General features: G+C 69.1%; 3 protein-coding genes. All 3 read right to left on the bottom strand.

Translation table 11 applies throughout. From position 1 onward, the window contains the following. The coding region (locus HY049_18550; GenBank protein MBI3450901.1) for a hypothetical protein at positions 1–157 on the bottom strand (157 nt) is incomplete at its 3' end. Continuing rightward, positions 154–861, bottom strand: coding sequence for a response regulator transcription factor (locus HY049_18545; protein MBI3450900.1), 708 nt, complete (start codon positions 859–861; stop codon positions 154–156). The genes HY049_18550 and HY049_18545, both read right to left, overlap by 4 nt. Beyond that, on the bottom strand, positions 858–2,680 hold a 1,823-nt coding region (locus tag HY049_18540), incomplete at its 5' end, for a TonB-dependent receptor (GenBank protein MBI3450899.1). The genes HY049_18540 and HY049_18545, both read right to left, overlap by 4 nt.

Raw genomic sequence — 2,680 nt, 5'->3', positions numbered from 1 at the left:
CGAGGGCCGTCATCGTCCCGGCGAGAGACTCCTCCTGGCTCGACCTCCAGACGACGCGCGAGATCAGCGCGGAGGTCACCGCCAGGGCGGCCGAGGAGAGGAAGGCCACGGCGATCGTCCCCTGCACGACGCGCGTGACGAGGGATCTCCGCTTCACGCCGTCCCCCCGTCGCCGCGCTCGAGGGCGTATCCATGTCCCCGGATCGTCCTGACGAGCTTCTCGCTCCCCGGAGCGTCGAGCTTCCGGCGCAGCCGCGCGACGATCACCTCGAGGCTCGCCGCCGCCTTCTCGGTCACCTCGCCCCAGATCTCGTCGAGGAGGGCGTCGCGCGACACCGCGTGCCCGGAGGCTCTCGCGAGCCGCGCCAGCACCTCGAGCTCGCGGCGCGTGATCGGGATCTCGGCCCCGCCGCGGAGGACGAGCCGCCGCGAGAAATCGATGAGGACGTCGCCGCGGCGGTAGGTTCGGTCGCGCACCTCTCCGGGCGTTCGCCTCAAGAGGGCCCGGAGGCGCGCCCGCAGCTCCGCGAGGGCGAAGGGCTTGGTCAGGTAGTCGTCGGCCCCGGCGTCGAGGCCGGCCACGCGCGAGGCGACGTCCGCGCGCGCGGTCAGGATGAGGATCGGGACGGCCTTCCCGTCGCGCCGCCACCTGCGGCAGAGATCGACGCCGTTTCCGTCCGGGAGTCCGAGGTCGAGGACGACCGCGCGGAATGCCAACGCCTCGAGGGCCGCGCTCGCCGCGGCGCAGGTCGATACGGCGTGGACGGCGCACCCGGCCTCCTCGAGCGCGCGGGCAATCATCTCGCGCGTCGCGCGCGCGTCCTCGACGAGGAGAACGCGGATCCCATCCGCCCCGCTCACCACGCGTAACCGAGCCCGAGCCTGAGGCTTCTCGGGAAGCTCAGCGTGCCGGGCTTGCCGAGGTCCGGCCCGACGAAGGTCTCGGCCTCCGTCGCGCGCCCCTGGTTGTTGGCGTTGAAGACGTCGCCGTAGACGCGCAGGCCGGCGTCGCCTTTGGCGTCGCGCGTCCACTCGACGTGGAGGTCGAGCTCGTTGCGGGCCGGCAGTCGGCGGCTCCCGCGCGGCTCCGCGAAGTAGAGGACGGTTCCCTGCGGGAACGAGTGGCAGCCGAGGATCCCGTCCCCGATCACGCCGTTGCCGTCGTCCGTCAGAAGGCAGTCCGTCCGGGGGGTCCACGTGTCCCCCGAGTGGTAGGTGTAGCCGGCCGACACGGAAAGGTGCAGCGACGGGAAGACGCGCGTCGCCTGCAGCTTCGCCTGGTATTTCTGGTCGTGCGTCAGGCGCCCGTTCGCGTTCACGAGGGAGTTGGGCGTGTCCAGGAAGTGCCCGTAGAAGTCGGGGGAGTTCGCGCCGGTTCCCTTCGAGTCGGTCCCCATCGCGCCCAGGTTGTCGGTGTTGCCGCGGGCGCTCGAGAGGACGTACGAGGCGGCGAGCTGCCAGTTGCCCCTCATGCGCCGGGTCGCGGTGAGGATCATCGCGCGGTAGCTCCGGTGAAGCTCGGGAGGGTTCGTGTAGATGAGGACGTCCGTTCCCGGATTCAAGTAGTCGTACATCGTGACGCGCTGCCCCGTCCCCGGGACCTGGCCGCGGATCTTCACGAACTGTCCGTCGCGGCTGACCGTCTCGATCAGGTCCTTGTTCTCCCGGCGGACGAGCGTGCCGCTGAGGACGATGCCGTGGCCGACGGCCTTCTCGAACCCGGCGATGAACTGGTCGAGGTAGGGCTGGCGGAGCCCTGGGTCCATCGCGAACTTCTGGCCGGGAATCATGGAGACGGGCTCCACGAACCCGCTCGTGTCGAAGATCTTCTCCGTCGTGAGCGGGGAGAAGGCGCCGGGGTCCATGTCCTCGTAGAAGTCCATGTACAGGGCCTCATAGTAGCGCCCGTAGTGCGCCTTGAGGATCGTGCGCCCGTCTCCCGCGAGATCCCAGGCGACGCCGAGCCGCGGGGCGACGGGGCTCGTCGAGAAGACGGTGCTTCCCGCGACGGTCCCCCGGTTCACGTCGAGGCGGACGCCGGGATTGAGCGTCACGCGCGGTGTGATCGTCCAGGAGTCCTGGGCGTAGAGGGAGATGCGATCGTTCCGCGCGTGGGCCTCGAAGGCGCCCCCCGTCTGCACCTGTGTGAAGGCGTCACTCATCCCGGTGCTCGGGTCGATCTCGGGCCCCGAGTTGTCCTGGAAGAAGGCGTTCCCCGGGAAGCCGGATCTGTTGTGAAGCGTCGAGCGCTCGATCTCCGCGCCGATCTTGAAGTCGTGATCTCCCTTGATGAATTCGGAGGCGTGATGGCTGAGCGAGACGTTGACCTGGTTTCGGACGCGATCCAGGAGCTCGAAGCGCTCGGCGTTTCCCGAGGAGATCTCGGTCTTCACGTTGAATCGGCCGGGGATTGAAAAGCCGCTCGCCGGGTTGAAGTCGTGCTTCCCCGAGAACCCGGCCCACGCGACGTTGAGAATCGTCGAGTCGGAGACGACGCGCTTCCACGAGAGGTTCCAGATCACCTCCGGGTCATCCTCTCCCGTGGTGGCCGCAAGGGGGGTGAAGGCGTCGCCGTTGCTTCCCGTGACCTTAGTGTGCGCCCACTCGAGCCACGCCTGGACGGTGCTCTTCGGGCTCGCCTGCCACGAGAGTTTTCCGAAGACGCGCGGGTCGGTCTCGG

This window comes from Acidobacteriota bacterium (assembly GCA_016195325.1).
Lineage (GTDB): Bacteria > Acidobacteriota > Polarisedimenticolia > JACPZX01 > JACPZX01 > JACPZX01.
The sequence above is the reverse complement of the archived record's forward strand: the minus strand, read 5'-3'. Positions and strand labels throughout refer to the sequence as shown.